Raw genomic sequence first — 14,006 nt, forward strand, 5'->3', positions numbered from 1 at the left:
TCGTACCGCGAGTACGTGATGCGGCACTATCGTGGGGTGATGGCCGAGCAGGAGCCGCGCTGGCTCGACCCCGTCGAGTGGCACGCGTGGCGGAACTACATCGCGGGTCAGGCCCTTCTCGCGGGCCGGCTCAACCGCGAGCTGTCCGACACCCACGGTCTCTCGCTGGCCGACTACGAGATCCTCGTGCGCCTCTCCGAGCAGGACGATCACCGGATGCGGATGAGCCTGCTCGCCGAGGAGGTCGTCGCCTCCAAGTCGCGGCTCTCGCACCAGGTGTCCCGCCTCGAGGTGAACGATCTCGTGCGCCGCGAGCTCTGCCCCTCCGACGGGCGGGGTGTCTTCGCGGTCCTCACCGACCACGGCTTCGACGTGCTCCAGCGCGCAGCGCCCGACCACCTCGAGGGCGTGCGTGCCCACTTCGTCGACCTGCTCGACGAGCACGAGCGCAAGGTCATCGGCGACGTGTTCGAGCGCGTCGCGACCAAGCTGCGCGCCGACTCCTGACCGGCGCCTACCCTGACGCGCGGAAGCGTGGCAGAGCGGCCGATTGCATCCGCCTTGAAAGCGGACGTCACGAGAGTGACCGGGGGTTCGAATCCCCCCGCTTCCGCAGGTGAGAGCCGGTGCGGAGGAAATGCACGGCACGCCCCGGCGGACGTGAGGGCGCTCGTCGGCAGCAGCCGCGCGCGACCCGGCAGCCCACCGCGCCGGCCGTCGACCACACGCCCGTGGCCAGGAACGCGGCGACACCGGTCCGAAATGCTTGACCGGAGACCCCGCCGCGGAGGACAGTGAAGTCATCGCTGTTCGGACAAAGTGTTCGTCAGTGGTCCACAGCAATCCCTCGGTGAGGCGCACGGAGAATCGGGATCGGCGCCTCGACAGATCGTTTCCTCATGTGCGTCCTCGATCGCCGGGCCACGGCGAGAGGCAGAACGCAGCGCATGTCGCCTCGCTTCTGCCCCGGACGCGCGTCCCCATGACGCGTCCTCCACCGCTCCCGCGGACGGAGACGGTCGCACCATGACCGCTGACACCCTCGTCGCACACCTGCGCCACATCCACGCCGACCTCCACGATCGCGACGCCGTCCGCGATCACGGCACCGCCCTCGCGCGCATCGTGTCGACCGCCCTCGCGGCGACACCCGCCGCCGGCCGCGCCGGGCTGACCCTGGCCGACGACCGCTACCGCGCCGCGGTGGCCGCGGCCCCTGCGCCCCTTGTCGGCCCCCTCGACGCACGGCAGGCCGAGCTCGACCGGTCACCGGCGCGCGCGGTCCTGTCCCGCGAGTCCGCCGACGGCGTCGTCGTGGTCGCCGACTTCGCCGGGCGGGACCGCGCCCGGTGGCCGGAGTTCTCGGGCCACGCCCTCGACGCCGGCTGGCGGGCGATGCTCTCGCTGGGCATGGAGGTCGGGGGCGTCCCGCGGGCGGCCCTCAACCTGTACAGCCAGGCGCCCGGCGCCTTCGGGCCCGACGAGCGTCGCGTCGGCGGGCTGCTCGCCCTCGGCATGGGCATGCTGCTCCTGGCCGCCGACCACGCCGAGCAGCTCACCGCGGCGCTCGCCCGCCGCGACGTCATCGGGCGCGCCAAGGGCGTGCTCATGGAGCGCTTCCAGCTCGACCAAGGCGCGGCGTTCGCCCGCCTCGTCAGCGCCTCCCAGGAGACCAACCTCCGGCTCGCCGACGTCGCCCGCTGGGTCGACGAGCAGTGCGGCGTCACCGACGCCCCGCCTGTCCGGCGCACCGTCACCGATGTGGACGTCGTCACCGTGCCCCGGCCACGCCCCCACGCCGACCCGACGACCTGGCCGGTGCCGTGAGCCGCGGGGAGGAGACACACCGATGAACACCGACTCCTCGAGCAGGAACGCCCACCGCATCGACGAGGCCGCCGGCCTCCTCATGGCCCGCCACGCCGTCAGCGCCCACGACGCCTACGGCCTGGTGATGGACGAGGCGTGCGTGCTCGACCAGCCGGTCGCGGTGGTCGTCGACGGCATCCTCGGCGAGATCCGTGACGAGGACGCCACGAAGCGCTGACGCGGAAGTGCGTCCCTCGAACAGTGCGATCGCTACTCGTCCGCGTGCCGCGAATTCGTCGTCGAATCCCGGACCGATCCGTTGACCAGGCCGAATCGTCGGGTGGACCATCGCCTCGGTCCTGTTCGGTCTGATTGACAGAACAGTCGGCTGTCGGGGCTGAGAGGGGCGTGTGCCGTCGGCGCACGCCCCTCACCTCGACGTTGCAGGCATCCGGTCGTCCGTGGAGATCCGAGTGGGGGACAGCGAGGACGGGGGTGATCCACCCCCGGGGTCGCAGAATGCGGTGCGGCGCGGCTGCCGGTGCTCCGTTCTCGCCAATGCGGCGTACCGCACCGGTGCGGCGGACGTCGCATTCGTCGAACCCGATTGCCCGCTCCACGCAGAAAGACCGGAACTGCCCGCCTCGATCGCCCGGTGAATGACGCGGAGCACGCCCTCCGTCGTCCCCTTACTGCTGCGGCGGCTCGTCCTCGTCGTCCGGGCGCGGGTGCTGCTCGCGGATGCTGTCGAGGATGTCGTCGATCTCGGTGCGGTCGCGCGGGGGCTGCAGGCGCCGGCTCTCGAAGGTGAGGTGCTGGAACTGCGGCGCGAGCGCGCGCCACACCTCCTTCTTCATGGCGTCGTCGACCGCCTCGCCGAGCCGGCCCTCGTCGCCCGCCTCGTCACCGTCGTCCGCGGACATCCGCGCCTCCCTCCGGGGGTGCAGGCTGAGTGCCCGCAACCGGACCTCACGACACCGCGGCGGTCCGCTCCACCCGTCGGGACGCGAGCGCGAGGAACGTGGTGACGCCCGCGGCGAGCACGAGGCCCATGAGCAGCACCGACACCCCGACGCCGACGACGCCGGCGAGGAAGCCGCACCCGAGCAGCAGCACGACCAGCGTCGCGATCAGCGGCCAGTTGCGGGTCTCGCGCGACCACACCAGCGCCCGCAGGGTCGCGAGCGCGAGGAGCACGATCGCGACCGGGATCGCCACCGACAGCGACGCCGCGATCTCGCCGACGTGCGCGACGTGCTCCGCGGCGTCGACGGCGACCTCGAGCCCCGCGCCGAGGGCCGCGATCGCGCCGAACACGAAGTAGTGGCCGTAGCCCCAGGTCAGGGCGACGCGCAGGCCGCTGAAGCCGGCGCTGTCGCCGCCCAGGAAGTACGTCCACCAGAGGCCGAACACCAGCAGGAGCCCGCCCACCGCGAGCGCGAGCAGCGACAGCGAGAACCCGGTGAGAACGCGCCCGCGATCGCGTTGGTGACCCCGAGGATGACCTCGCCGAGCACGATGAGCGTCAGCAGGCCGTAGCGCTCCTCGATGTGCTCGGCGTGCCAGGTCGTCGGCAGGCCGCGGGACTCGGCGTAGATCGGGATCGCGAGCTCCGCGGCGACGAGGACCGCCAGCCCGGCGAACACCCAGGGCACCGGCACGAAGACCAGCCCGATCCACAGGATCTGCACGACGGTGATGCCGAGCGCGTAGGTGCGGCACGTGGCGGACCGCTCCGGGTCCTCGCGCGCGGCGCGCAGCCACTGGAGGACCAGCGGCACACGCATGATCACGTAGCCGACGACGACGAGCGTGATGTCGAAGTCGCGGAACACCGCCGGGATGCCGACGGCGAGCACCAGGACGCCGGCCATCTGCACGATCGTCAGCACGCGGTAGAGCACGTCGTCGCAGTCGTACGCCGACGCGAACCACGTGAAGTTCATCCACGCCCACCAGATGGCGAAGAACACCACCAGGTACGTGAGGATGCCCTGGGCGACGTGGTCCTCGGCGATCGCGTGGTGCATCTCGACCGCGGCGCGGGCGATGGCCACCACGAACGCCAGGTCGAACAGCAGCTCGAGGGGTGTCGCCGACCGGTGGTGCTGCTCGGGGTCGTGCGGCCTCATCAGCCGGTGCCACGGCCGGCGCGCCACCGGCGAGCTCGTCTCGCTCATCTCTCCCCCAGCCCGTGGATCAGCGGGGTCAGAGTGGCCGAGACTTCACACGGAGGCAACGCAATGCTCAGCGCGGTTCGGTGTCCTTGAGGAGACCGAGGGCCGACAAGAGCCCGAGGGTCACGGCAACCGAGCCCGCGAACGTCGCCGCTCCTGCCACGAAGGCTTGAGCAACGGTAGAACCAGTCGCGGCGGCCAGGATGCCACCGACCATCCCCGCAATGATCGAGAAAAGGACGCTGATCAGCACCCAGAGGCGTCGGATGACAACCTTGTCGGGGTTCATATGGCCTCGCGCTCTGCGGCGGGGCCGCCGCAGGCGAAATGGTCGAACTCGCCCTTCTTGACGCCGTCAAGGAAAGCTTCCCACTCGCGAGGAGTGTAGGTCAGGGCTGGTCCGTCGGGCTCTTTGGAGTCGTGGACGGCGATAAACTCTCCGACACTCGCTACCTCGACGCAGGCGCCATTGTTCGCGCTCGATCGGGCCTTGACCCAAGAGATTCCCTGAATCTGTGCTGGTGTCAGAGACATGTCAGATCACTCCTGTCTTGAAACGGTTGTGATGGCTCTCCAGTCGATTCCTGGACTCTTTCGGGGAGAGTCCAACCGACCGAAGGGAGTTCAGTACTCGCCGGAATCGAGCGATGTCTTCGCGGCGCTCCAGGTAGAGGTCGCCTTCGTGTTGCTCCAGGTAGGCCACCGGAGGGATCTCGTCATTGGGAAACTCGAGAAGCGCGAACGTGAAAGGGTAGCCTGGATAGGCGCCCGCCGAGGTCGGAATGATCTGGATGTGCACAGCAGGTGAGCGGGACGCCTCCACGAGGGCCTCGGTCTGCTCTGCCATCACCTCGGGGCTACCGATCACTCTTCCGAACGCGAGCTCGTCGATGAAGAGATGAACCTCGGGTGGGTCGTCGCGCTTGAGAATGCCTTGCCGGCCCATGCGTGCGTCGACGCGCTCTTCGAGCACCGCGGCCGGGAGTTCAGGTACCAGGGCTTCGATCAACGCTGTCGCATACTCTCGGGTCTGCATCAGTCCCGGAACGAGCAACGGCTGAAACTCGCTGATCGTTGCTGCCGATTGCTCAAGGCCGATGTAGGTACCGTAATCGACGTCCAAGGACTGATACCAAGAACTCTGCTTGCTGTCACGTACGAGCTCTTCGAGGCGCGCCCTGGCCTCGGGCTCTACCTCGTACAAATCGCAGAGCAGTCTGACGTCTCGGATGTTGACCGCCCGAGCACCGCTCTCGATCCGGCTGACTTTGGCCGGCGAGCACTCGAGGAACGTCGCCACGTCCTGTGCGGCGAGGTTCTTCTGGACTCGTAGCGCACGCAGCCGTCGGCCCAGCTCTTTGCGACGCAGCGTCGCGGAGGCTCGCTCGGGCACGGTAGGCCGTCCGTCAGTGGGTCTGGCACGTGCCTCCGGCACGTGCCGAAGGTGCGCGGAGTGTGACAGATGACTCGGAGCCCTGCCATCAGCGGGTACGTCTCGGCGCGTCGCTGCTGGTCAGTAGCCGGACTAGTTGGGAGCGCGCTCCTGAATCGGTGCAACTGCGTTCGGAGGCAATTGCCGCGCTCGGTCACTTGCCCAGACGACGACTTCACACGATGCTGGAAGCGCGGATGACTCTACCGAGTCATACGACGCCTCTCTGTGACGGGCGCGCCGCGGAGGGGAGGCCCATCGTCGAATCGAGGGGTTCGTCGTCGCCGCGTGGTACGGGCGAACTCGTTCACTACGGAGCGCCGCGACCGCTGCCTGCATGCATCGGCCGCGGCACTCCGCATCCGCGTTGAAGGTCTGCTCAGCACACCGTCACGCGGTGAGGCCGGCGTCTCGCGACGCCAGCCGTGCCCCGGCGTGGAGACCCAGGGAACACCGCAGAGACGGTAGTACTCCATACGTGCTCGGTCGAGTAGTCGGATTCGTTCCAGAACCCTCGACGGACTGCGTCAGCTGGGCGGACCTCGGACGGCTGGTCCGTCCTCTCCCCGGGGTCGTCGGGATCCCGGGGCTGGTTCGCATGCCGTGGAGTGCGCCGTGTCAGCTGGAGCTGAGTTCGCCCGTGCCGTTCAACAGGACCCGGGGGCCGCTGCGGCGGTCGTAGGGATCCTCGCCCTGATGATGTGGCGGTTGATCCTCCCCGTCCTCGTGGCCGCTGTGGTCGCGTTGTTCGTGGTGGGTCTGATCGTCGTCGTCGGAGCACTGTGAGTGGCCGGGGTCGGAACAGCGTCGTTCCGACCCCGGTGCCGTCGACGCACTCAGTCCGTGGGCGCGATCACGATGTCGCCGGGACCGATCCGCCGCGGTTCGGGGCGTTTCCGCTGGCCCGCGGACACCTCGGCGACGAGGCGGGCCAGGCGCTTGCCTGCGGCACGGTAGAAGCGGGTCTGGGTCCAGCGCCCGAACACCCCGAAGCCCATGGCGATGACCGGGTTGGGGATGCGGGCGCGGCTGGAGACGCCGGTGATGACGAACTCGACACGGCCGGTGTCGAGGTTCTTGACCACCTCGTAGAGCAGCCGCCCGCGCTCCAGGTGGTGCTCGAGGGTGCGGTAGCTCCAGCCCCAGGAGCGCTCGCGGGTGCGGTCGGCGCGCTCGCGGACCTCGTCGACCTCGACGTCCACCCGCACGCCCATGGGGAAGCGCAGGACGAGGAAGCGGCCCTCGAGCAGCATGTCCCGCCCGACGAGCGGGGCGTCGCCGTGGAAGTAGGCGCGCATGATCGACGGGTCGGCGAACTCGTAGTCGTGCACCATCCGGCACGCCAGCTCGAAGGGGCCGCCGGGCACGGGCTCGCCCGGCTCCTCCTCCCCGAGGAGCTGACGCACGCGGTCGTGGTGCCAGCCGCGGCCCTCGGTCTGCGCGGGGTCGTAGTTGATCCCGTACGAGGCCATCTCGCCCAGAAAGCCCTCCGGGTCGGGGTGGGCCGTGAACCTCACGCGGTGCCTCTCGGTCGTCGGGACGGTGGGCATGCTGTCATCGCCGGGCGGCTACCCGCTCCACCATGTCGCCACGTCCTCTCTTCACCCGCCGCCCACCGCTCGGACGCCTGCGGCGCGGCTGGGGCGCCCTGATCATGGCCGGGCGGCACCTGCGGAGCCTGCCGATCCTCGACCGCCACCACGAGGACGGCGACGGCACCGACCTCCCCGCCCCCTGGCCGCTGGCGCTGGTCGACGAGCGCACCAAGACGATCGCGCACGGCCACGGGCCGCTGTTCCACCGGACGTTCACGGTGCGCGCCGCCGACACGCGCCGGGGTGCCGCCGACGTGATCGGGGTCCTGTCCCGCGACCTCGACCGCGGTGCCCCGCCGCACGTCGTGACCTTCGCGCGCGAGCGCGGCGAGCCCGGGCGGATGCTCGTCGGCGACGAGTACCGCGTGTACATGCCGGCGCCGTGGGACGGGCCGGTGCGCGTGCTGGTCCGCACCGAGACGTCGTTCCGCCTCGGCACCCTCGACGGCCACCTCGAGGCCGGGGAGATCGAGTTCCGGGCCGTCGACGCGGGGGAGGGGGTCGTCGACTTCACGATCGAGGTGTGGTCCCGTGCGGGGGACCGCGCGGCGGAGCTCCTCTACGGGCGGCTGGGCGTCGGCCGGGAGGTCCAGGCGGGCCTGTGGGTGCAGTTCTGCCTCGGCGCCGTGGCCCTGCTCGAGGGCCGCCGGGAGGGTCACGTGCGGGAGATCACCCGCCGGGTACCGGCGCGTGAGCTGGACGGCCGATGAGCTCAGGCCCGCCGTGGCCTCGTCTCAGCCTCCTCACAGGAACCGTTCGTAGCTTCCGCGGCCGGTGAACAGAACACGGCAGCTGAGCTGGGACGTCGTCCGTGTGGTCGCGGTCGCCAGCGTGGTCCTCCAGCACGCCACCTACTCGGTGATCGGCGTGATGCCGTGGATGCCGCGGATGCCGTTCGTCTGGCCGATCCAGGCCGGGGCGAACACGCTGATGGTCATCTCGGCGTTCTTCGTCTGCCGGACCCTCGCGACGCGCCCTTCCGGGCGCTGGTGGGTCGACCGCCTCGCCCGGCTGCTGCCCGCGTACGTCGTCGCGGTGCTCGTGACCTACCTGCTGACGCTCTACGCCTCGCAGTACGGCTACTGGCGGCCCAGCGGCGTCGACCTCATCGGCAACCTCCTGCTCGTGCAGGGCTGGGACTCCCGCGTCACGTACATCGACCACTCCTACTGGACGCTGCCCGCCCAGCTGGCGATGTTCACCCTCGCCGCCGTGGCCGCCGCGTGGCTGGGTCGCGGGTTCTGGCGCCGGAGCTGGACGCTGCCCGCGCTGGCCTGGGGGATCATCGTCACCCCGGCGCTGATCCTGCTGCTCGGCGAGGCCGACGGCGTGCTCAGCCAGGCCTTCCACGGCCTCGTGATGTTCCGCTGGCAGATGTTCGGGATCGGGCTCGCGGTGTGGCTGTGGTCCCGCGGGCGCATCCACGTCGTCCACCTCGCCGCGCTCGTGCTCGCGGGCCTGGCCGCCGAGGACCTGCACACCCCGGACCTGCCCTCGGTGCTCGTCCTGGCGCTCGCCGTGCTCGGGATCGCGGCTGCGGCGGCCGGCCGCGACTGGAGCGTGCTGCGGGTCGGCCCGCTGCCGCGCGTGATCACATGGCTGGCCGGGATCTCCTACGGCATCTACCTGATGAACCAGCAGATCGGCTACTTCGTCGCCTGGGGCCTGCTGCACCGCTTCGGGATCGACGGCTGGCCGCGGCTCGTCGCCGTCGTCGCCGCGGCGGTGCTGCTCGGGTGGCTGCTGACGGTGGCGGTCGAGCGCCCGGCGCACCGGTGGCTGGTGCGCCGGCCGAGCCAGAACCAGCAGGGTCAGCGCGAGAACGAGCCCGCCGCCGCGAGGAAGAGGTCGACCTCCTCGGGCGTGCCGGCGCTCACCCGCACGCCGTCGCCGGCGAACGCGCGCACGACGACCTTGTTCTCGAGTGCGTGCTCGGAGAACTCCAGCGCCCGCTCCCCCAGCGGGAGCCAGACGAAGTTGGTCTGCGACGGCGGCACCTCGTACCCCATGGCGCGCAGCTCGGAGGCCATCCGCGCGACCTCGGAGACCGCGCCCGCGCAGTCGGCGAGCAGCTCGTCGAGGTGGTCGAGCGCGGCGAGCGCGCCCGCCTGCGCCGCCGACGAGACCCCGAACGGCACCGCGACCCCGCGCAGCGCGGCGGCGAGCTCGGCCGGTCCGACGGCGTAGCCGACGCGCAGCCCGGCGAGCCGGTGGGCCTTCGAGAAGGTCCGGAGCACGCAGATGTTGTCGTACTCCTCGGCGAGGGCGAGCCCGTCGGGCACGGCCGGGTCGGTGACGAACTCGCGGTAGGCCTCGTCGAGCACCACGAGGACGTCGCCCGGGACGCGCTCGAGGAAGGCGCGCAGCGCGGTCTCGTCGACGGCGGTGCCGGTCGGGTTGTTCGGGTTGCAGACGAACACCAGGCGCGTCCGCTCGGTGATCGCGTCCGCCATCGCGTCGAGGTCGTGGACGTGGCCCGCGGTGAGCGGCACCCGCACGGCCTGCGCGTGGCCCGCGAGCGCGACGATCGGGTAGGCCTCGAACGACCGCCACGCGAAGACGACCTCGTCGCCGGGCGCGCAGACCGACTGCACCAGCTGCCCGCACAGGGCCACCGACCCGGTGCCGACGGCGATGCGCGACGGGTCGACGCCGTGGTGCTCGGCCAGGCGTGCGGTGAGCGTCGTCACGGCGATGTCGGGGTAGCGGTTGCCCGCCTCGACGGCCCGCTGGATCGCGGAGAGCACCGCGGGCAGGGGCGGCAGCGGCATCTCGTTGCTCGCGAGCTTCACGGCCCCCGGCACGGTGCGACCGGCGACGTAGGTGGGGAGGGCGGCGAGGTCGTCACGCAGGCGCACGGGCACGGTCACCACGGTAAACGCCTGGTGTCGTGCCTCGTCCCGACGGCCGTGATCGCCCGGGCGCCGGGCACGTCCGGCCTCCGACGTGGAAGGCTGAACGCATGACGGGGACCCACACCGAGACCATCCCTCTGGTCGACGAGACCCAACTGCGGGTGACGATCGCCGAGCCGGACGGGGCGGTGCGCGGTGGCGTCGTGGTCCTCCACGAGTCGCGGGGTGTCACGTCCCGCACCCAGGCCATCGTCCAGGCCCTCGCGGGGGAGGGATGGCTCGCCGTCGCGCCCCACCTCTACCACCGCGACGACCCCGGCATCGACGAGCAGACCGGCGACGAGGAGGCCGTCGACCGCGCCGTCGCCAAGATCTCCGGTGAGTCGGTGCTCGCGGACTCCGACGCCGCGTTCGGGATGCTCGCCGACCGCGGCGTCAGCTCCGACCGCATGGGCGTCGTCGGGTTCGACCTCGGCGCCACCGCCGCGCTCGTGGTCGCCGCCCAGCGCTCCCTCGGCGCCGTCGTGACGGTGTCCGCGGCCGGCGTCTCCCGGTCGCTGTCGGCGGGGCTGCCGGCGCTGGTCGACGTCGTCGGCGAGCTCACCTGCCCGTGGCTCGGGCTCTACGGCGAGCGCGGCGACCCGGTCGACCCCGCGGACGTCGATCGCCTCCGCGAGGCCGCCCACGCCTCGGGCCGGGTGGTCGACGTCGTCGTCTACCCCTCGCGCGAGCACCGGTTCGACGCCGACGAGCGCGCCGCGGACCAGCCGGATCCCCTGGACGAGGGGAACTCCGACGAGGCGACCAAGATGGAGGCGCGCAGCAGGGTACTCAACTGGTTGGATACCCATCTGCGCTGACGCGCGGACGCTGCCGGAGGACACATGACCGCGGGGGTGCGGGCGGATCGCCCCACGACGGCCGCCGTCGAGGGTCGCTTCGCCCGGTTCCGGGGCCGGCGTGTCGCCCGGGTGCTGACGTGGGCCGCGCGCGTCGCCGGCCTGCTGACCGTCCTCTCGCTCCTCACGCCGCTGCTGCGCCGGCGGCTCCAGCCGGCGACGTGGTTCGGGCTGCCACCCGAGGCCACGCTGGTCGGCGCGGTCGTCGTCGCGACCCTCGGCGTCGGGCTGATGATGCTGGCCACCGGCCTGCGGCGGCGCAAACGGCGGGCGTGGCAGCTCGCCGTCGTCGCGTGCGTGCTGCTGATCGTCTCGCACATCGTCGGGCGGCACGCCCTGGTGCCGACGATCGTCGTCGCGGTCCTGCTCGCCGGCCTGCTGCTCACGCGCCGCGAGTTCACCGCGCTGCCCGACCCCGTCGGGCGCCTGGCCGCCGTGCGCGTCGTGGTCCAGATGCTGCTCGGCGGCTTCGTCACCGTCTCCCTGCTGCTGCTCGTGCGCCCGTCGCTGCTGGCGGGGAGCCCGAGCGTGGAGGACAAGCTCCTCCAGGCGCTGCTCTCGCTCGTCGGCGTGAGCGGACCCGTGCAGTTCCGGGCCGGGTGGTTCGACGACCTGACCGCCGTCCTCGGCCTGTCCTTCGGCATCGCCGCGCTCGTGCTCGGCGGCTACTTCCTGCTGCGCTCCGCGGAACCGCGCCCGATGCTCAGCGAGTCCGACGGGGAATCGATCCGGGAGCTGCTCGCCCGTCACGGCAAGGCCGACTCCCTCGGGTACTTCGCGCTGCGCCGGGACAAGTCGGTGGTGTTCTCGTCGTCGGGCAAGGCGGCGGTGGCCTACCGCGTCGTGGCCGGGGTGGCGCTGGCGTCGGGCGACCCGCTCGGCGACCTCGAGGCCTGGCCCGGGGCGATCACCGAGTTCCTCGGCGAGTGCCGCCGCCACGGCTGGGTGCCCGCGGTGCTCGGGTGCTCGGAGGCCGGCGCCCGCGTCTGGCTGCGCGAGGGCGGGCTGGACGCGCTGGAGCTGGGCGACGAGGCCGTCGTCGACGTCGCCACCTTCTCGCTGCAGGGGCGCTCGATGCGCACCGTGCGCCAGGCCGTCTCGCGGATCAAGCGGGCGGGCTACGAGACGACCGTGCGGCGCGTGCGCGATGTGCCCGCCGAGGAGCTCGCGTCGCTGCGTGATCTCGTTTCGCGCTGGCGGGGCGGGCCCGCCGAGCGCGGGTTCTCGATGGCGCTCTCGCGGGTCGCGGACGGCGAGTCCGATCCCGAGGGCGTGCTCGTGGTCGCCACCGCCGAGGAGCAGGTGCGCGGACTGCTGCAGTTCGTACCGTGGGGCACCGACGGGCTGTCGCTGGACCTCATGATCCGCGACCCCGCGGTGCCCGACAACGGGCTCAACGAGCTCCTCATCGCGGACCTCCTCGGCGCCTGCCGGGGCCTCGGCGTCGACCGGGTGTCGCTCAACTTCGCGGTGTTCCGCTCGGCGTTGGAACGCGGCGAGAAGATCGGCGCGGGCCCGGTGGCGCGGCTGTGGGCGCGCCTGCTGCGCACGGCGTCGCGGTGGTGGCAGATCGAGACGCTCTACCGGTTCAACGCCCGCTTCGGCCCGGCCTGGGTGCCGCGGTACCTCGTCTTCGACGCCGTCCGCGACCTGCCCCGCATCGCGGTCGCCGCCTTCGAGGCCGAAGGCTACGGCGGCCGCCCGCCGGCGCTGCTGCGGTTCCTGCGCCGGACCTGAGGTCGGGCGAGGGACTCCCTCGCTGCGTCAGGAGCAGCCAGGGCGTCCCTCGCACCGTGCGCTCAGGGCCGCACGAGCACCTTGAGGGCGTCGCGGTCGTTCATCGCCTGGTAGCCGCTCGGGGTCTCCGCGAGCGGGATCTCGCGGTCGAAGACCTTGCCCGGCTCGATCTGGCCGTCGAGCACGTCGGGCAGCAGCTCGTACATGTTCGCCTGGGTCGGGGCGATGCCGCCGGCGACGGTGACGTTCTTGAAGAACTTCTGGGCCAGGTTCGGCAGCTCGCCGCTCTGGGGCACGCCGACGATCCCGACGTGGCCGCCGGGCTTGGTGAGGTTGATCGCCGAGGTCAGCGACTGCTCGTAGCCCACGGCCTCGATCGCCGAGTGCACGCCGTCGGTGCCGAGGAGGTCGCGGACCTTCTGCTCGCCCTCCTCGCCGCGCTCGGAGACCACGTCGGTGGCGCCGAACTCGCGTCCGAGGTCGGTGCGGTCCTTGTGCCGGCCCATGAGCACGATCCGCTCGGCGCCGAGCCGCTTGGCGGCCAGCACGGCGAGCAGCCCGACGGCGCCGTCGCCGATCACCGCGACGTCCTTGCCCGGCCCGACCTGCGCGGACACGGCGGCGTGGTGGCCGGTGCCGAACACGTCGGACAGGGTCAGCAGGCTCGGCATGAGCGCGGAGTCGTGCGGCACCGTGAGCTTCATCAGCACGGCGTCCGCGAACGGCACGCGCGCGGCCTCGCCCTGGCCGCCGTCGGTCTCGGCGCCCCAGGCGCTGCCGTTCGGGCAGGCGCTGGTCAGGCCGGCCCGGCAGTACTCGCACGTGCCGTCGGCGTAGAAGAACGGGGCGACGACCAGGTCGCCCTTCTGGATGCGGCCGACGTCCGAGCCGGTCTCCTCGACCACGCCGATGAACTCGTGGCCGATGCGGTCGCCCTGCTCGGTCTGCTCGCGGCTCTTGTAGGGCCACAGGTCGCTGCCGCAGATGCAGGAGTGCGTGATCCGCACGATGGCGTCGGTGGAGCTCTGCAGCGTCGGGTCCGGGACGTCCTCGACGCGGATGTCTCCGGCTCCGTAGATCAGGGTCGCCTTCACGGCGGGTGTCCTCCTCGTGGCGGGTTCGGTCATGGGCTACCCGTGGCCCGGGCACGCATGCGCCGACGTGCACACGTCACGCGGAGGCGGGGGTGGTCGGGAACCGGCTCGGCGGCGTTGTGTACTGTTTCCCGACGGAGGCCCCAGGGGGACCTCGGGAGGCTTCGCCTAGTCTGGTCTATGGCGCCGCACTGCTAATGCGGTTGGGAGTTCGGCTCCCTCCCGGGTTCAAATCCCGGAGCCTCCGCGGCCGCGGTCCGGACAGGGTCGAGGCTTGGACAACCACAGACTGCGCCCGTAGCTCAACGGATAGAGCATCTGACTACGGATCAGAAGGTTAGGGGTTCGAATCCCTTCGGGCGCGCGCCGGTCGAGGCAGCTCAGAGGGGTCGCAGCGTTCGCTGCGGC

At 71.6% G+C, this 14,006-nt stretch carries 15 protein-coding genes, 3 tRNA genes and 1 pseudogene; 10 read left to right on the plus strand and 9 right to left on the minus strand.

The annotated features are described in order from the left end of the window. Positions 1-39: 39 nt before the first annotated feature. From WCD58_RS19645 to WCD58_RS19660, 4 genes are all read left to right on the plus strand, one after another. Entirely contained in the window at positions 40-507 is a 468-nt protein-coding gene (locus WCD58_RS19645; protein ID WP_337704755.1) for a MarR family winged helix-turn-helix transcriptional regulator, read from the plus strand. Between the two features lie 21 nt (positions 508-528). Then, a tRNA-Ser gene (locus tag WCD58_RS19650) sits at positions 529-613 on the plus strand. Between the two features lie 413 nt (positions 614-1,026). Further along, positions 1,027-1,827, plus strand: coding sequence for an ANTAR domain-containing protein (locus WCD58_RS19655; RefSeq protein ID WP_337704756.1), 801 nt, complete (start codon positions 1,027-1,029; stop codon positions 1,825-1,827). Positions 1,828-1,849: 22 nt separating this feature from the next. After that, positions 1,850-2,047: a hypothetical protein gene (locus WCD58_RS19660; protein WP_337704757.1), complete on the plus strand. Its 198-nt coding sequence runs from the start codon at positions 1,850-1,852 to the stop codon at positions 2,045-2,047. 451 nt (positions 2,048-2,498) lie between these two features. Here WCD58_RS19660 and WCD58_RS19665 read toward each other — a convergent pair whose 3' ends face one another. The 7 genes from WCD58_RS19665 to WCD58_RS19695 all read right to left on the minus strand — a co-directional run bounded on the left by WCD58_RS19665 (position 2,499) and on the right by WCD58_RS19695 (position 6,935). Then, positions 2,499-2,732 (minus strand): hypothetical protein, encoded by a 234-nt coding sequence (locus tag WCD58_RS19665; RefSeq protein ID WP_337704758.1) that lies wholly within the window; start codon positions 2,730-2,732, stop codon positions 2,499-2,501. Positions 2,733-2,778: 46 nt separating this feature from the next. Then, positions 2,779-3,222 carry a low temperature requirement protein A gene (locus WCD58_RS19670; protein WP_337704759.1) on the minus strand — a complete coding sequence of 148 codons (444 nt, stop codon included), beginning with the start codon at positions 3,220-3,222 and terminating at the stop codon, positions 2,779-2,781. Then, positions 3,150-3,989: a low temperature requirement protein A gene (locus WCD58_RS19675; protein WP_337704760.1), complete on the minus strand. Its 840-nt coding sequence runs from the start codon at positions 3,987-3,989 to the stop codon at positions 3,150-3,152. The genes WCD58_RS19670 and WCD58_RS19675 overlap by 73 nt, the downstream gene beginning before the upstream one ends. Positions 3,990-4,056: 67 nt before the next feature. Beyond that, positions 4,057-4,275 (minus strand): hypothetical protein, encoded by a 219-nt coding sequence (locus WCD58_RS19680; protein ID WP_337704761.1) that lies wholly within the window; start codon positions 4,273-4,275, stop codon positions 4,057-4,059. Further along, positions 4,272-4,520 (minus strand): DUF397 domain-containing protein, encoded by a 249-nt coding sequence (locus tag WCD58_RS19685; protein ID WP_337704762.1) that lies wholly within the window; start codon positions 4,518-4,520, stop codon positions 4,272-4,274. The genes WCD58_RS19680 and WCD58_RS19685 overlap by 4 nt, the downstream gene beginning before the upstream one ends. 1 nt (position 4,521) lies before the next feature. After that, on the minus strand, positions 4,522-5,379 hold the full coding sequence (locus WCD58_RS19690) for a helix-turn-helix domain-containing protein (RefSeq protein WP_337704763.1): 858 nt from the start codon (positions 5,377-5,379) through the stop codon (positions 4,522-4,524). Between the two features lie 875 nt (positions 5,380-6,254). Continuing rightward, a complete protein-coding gene (locus WCD58_RS19695) occupies positions 6,255-6,935 on the minus strand; it encodes a DUF1990 family protein (protein WP_337704764.1) in 681 nt (226 codons plus the stop codon). A 65-nt stretch (positions 6,936-7,000) separates the two neighbouring features. Between WCD58_RS19695 and WCD58_RS19700 the strand changes: the two genes are divergently transcribed. Together WCD58_RS19700 and WCD58_RS19705 are read left to right on the plus strand one after the other, a co-directional pair. Beyond that, on the plus strand, positions 7,001-7,723 hold the full coding sequence (locus WCD58_RS19700; protein ID WP_337704765.1) for a DUF1990 family protein: 723 nt from the start codon (positions 7,001-7,003) through the stop codon (positions 7,721-7,723). A gap of 64 nt (positions 7,724-7,787) precedes the next feature. Continuing rightward, positions 7,788-8,750, plus strand: a pseudogene (locus tag WCD58_RS19705) (acyltransferase family protein); the annotation flags it as partial. Positions 8,751-8,824: 74 nt separating this feature from the next. On the opposite strand, the gene hisC reads toward WCD58_RS19705, so the two are convergent. Next, positions 8,825-9,877 (minus strand): histidinol-phosphate transaminase, encoded by a 1,053-nt coding sequence (gene hisC / locus WCD58_RS19710; RefSeq protein ID WP_337704766.1) that lies wholly within the window; start codon positions 9,875-9,877, stop codon positions 8,825-8,827. A gap of 98 nt (positions 9,878-9,975) precedes the next feature. Between hisC and WCD58_RS19715 the strand changes: the two genes are divergently transcribed. Further along, a complete protein-coding gene (locus WCD58_RS19715) occupies positions 9,976-10,728 on the plus strand; it encodes a dienelactone hydrolase family protein (RefSeq protein WP_337704767.1) in 753 nt (250 codons plus the stop codon). A 24-nt stretch (positions 10,729-10,752) separates the two neighbouring features. Further along, complete coding sequence (locus WCD58_RS19720) at positions 10,753-12,504, plus strand: phosphatidylglycerol lysyltransferase domain-containing protein (RefSeq protein WP_337704768.1); 1,752 nt, start codon at positions 10,753-10,755, stop codon at positions 12,502-12,504. 62 nt (positions 12,505-12,566) lie between these two features. Here the strand turns inward: WCD58_RS19720 and WCD58_RS19725 are convergent, their stop codons facing one another. Beyond that, positions 12,567-13,598 carry a zinc-dependent alcohol dehydrogenase family protein gene (locus WCD58_RS19725; RefSeq protein WP_337704769.1) on the minus strand — a complete coding sequence of 344 codons (1,032 nt, stop codon included), beginning with the start codon at positions 13,596-13,598 and terminating at the stop codon, positions 12,567-12,569. A gap of 157 nt (positions 13,599-13,755) precedes the next feature. Between WCD58_RS19725 and WCD58_RS19730 the strand changes: the two genes are divergently transcribed. After that, positions 13,756-13,845, plus strand: a tRNA-Ser gene (locus WCD58_RS19730). Between the two features lie 44 nt (positions 13,846-13,889). Further along, positions 13,890-13,962 (plus strand) — tRNA-Arg (locus WCD58_RS19735). Positions 13,963-14,006 lie beyond the last annotated feature (44 nt).

Source organism: Actinomycetospora flava (assembly GCF_037400335.1).
Taxonomy (GTDB): Bacteria; Actinomycetota; Actinomycetes; order Mycobacteriales; family Pseudonocardiaceae; genus Actinomycetospora; species Actinomycetospora flava.